Origin of the sequence: Mycobacterium gordonae, assembly GCF_002101675.1 — a bacterium.
Classification (GTDB): Bacteria; Actinomycetota; Actinomycetes; order Mycobacteriales; family Mycobacteriaceae; genus Mycobacterium; species Mycobacterium gordonae.
On record NZ_LQOY01000131.1, the window covers coordinates 1 to 1,381 of the forward strand.

1 pseudogene is annotated in these 1,381 nt (G+C 77.7%); it reads left to right on the forward strand.

Going from position 1 to position 1,381, the window contains the following annotated elements:
* Nucleotides 1-1,381: pseudogene (locus tag AWC08_RS36645) on the forward strand (PE family protein); the annotation flags it as partial.

A 1,381-nucleotide genomic window follows, 5' to 3' on the forward strand; every position in this document is an offset into this window, starting at 1 on the left:
CGCCGATGCCGCCGGCGCCGGCGGCTGGCTACGGGGCAATGGGGGAGCCGGCGGCGCCGGCGGCATCGGCGCGGTCGGTGTGACCGGTGGCGCAGGAGGGGCCGGCGGCAATGCCTGGATTTACGGCAACGGCGGAGCGGGCGGTGTCGGCGGGGCCGGCGCTGCCGGCGCGGTCGGCACTCCTGGCGACCCGGGCACCCCTTCCGCCGTCGGTGGCACCGGCGGAATCGGTGGCACCGGTGGCAACGGAGGTGTGGGCGGCGCCGGCGGCAACGCCGGGATGCTGTCCGGTTCGGGCGGGGCCGGCGGTCAGGGTGGAGCAGGCGGGGCAGGCGGCGCCGGCGGTGTCGGGGGTGCCGGATGGAATGCAGACGCCGCAGGGGCGGCTGGCGGCACCGGGGGCGACAGCGGCGCCGGCGGCGTCGGGGGCGACGGCGGAACTGGCGGCGCAGGTGGGCGCGGCTCGGCCCTGGGCCAGTCAGGTGTCAACGGCAATGGCGGGATGGGCGGCGCCGGTGGCGACGCCGGAGCACCCGGCAATGGCGGTAGTGGCGGTGCCGGCAATGCCGCCACCCCCGGTGGTGGGGCGGGCGGTAACGGCGGAAATCCGGGCACGCCAGGTGCGGGCGGCAATGGCGGGGCCGCGGGCGGCGTCGGCGCTGTAGCTGGTGCCAACGGCGCGGCCGGCGGCATCATCTCGGGTAATGGCGGGGGCGGCGGCGCAGGCGGTCAGGGTTATGACGCCGCTTCGGCGCCCGCTGGCACAGCCGGCTTCAAGGGCGGACAGGGCGGCGCGGGCGGCACGTACGGCAACGGCGGCGCGGGCGGCAACGGCACCGGCAGCGGGCCCGGCGGCGCTGGGGGCAACGGCGGTCAGGGAGCAAACTCCGGGACCGGGGACGCCGTTGGGGGCACGGGCGGCCGGGGCGGGGACGGCGGCCCGAACGGCGTCGGCGGAGTCGGTGGTACCGGCGGCGACGCGCGGATCGAAGGCGCCGTCTCCGCCGGGTCTGCCACTTCGGGCAATGGCGGCGCCGGGGGCAACGGTGCCATTGGCGGACGCGGCGGAACAGGCGGTGCGGCCTTCACCGCCGGAACCGGCCACGTCAATGGCGGCACCGGCGGGGCAGGTGGCACCGGCACCACCGGCGCCGGCGGGACCGGCGGAAACGGCGGCAGTGTGAGCGTCAGCAACACGACGTCGACGGTCAGCGTCGTCGGCGGCACCGGGGGAGCTGGCGGATCGGGTGTGGACAACGACGACTTCTTCGCCGGGCGCGGCGGGAGCGGTGGCAGCGCTGGAACCGACAGCATCATCGACACCACTTCGGCCACGGGCGGCAAGGGCGGCGCGGGAGGCAGCGCCTCCGCCGGGAAGGGT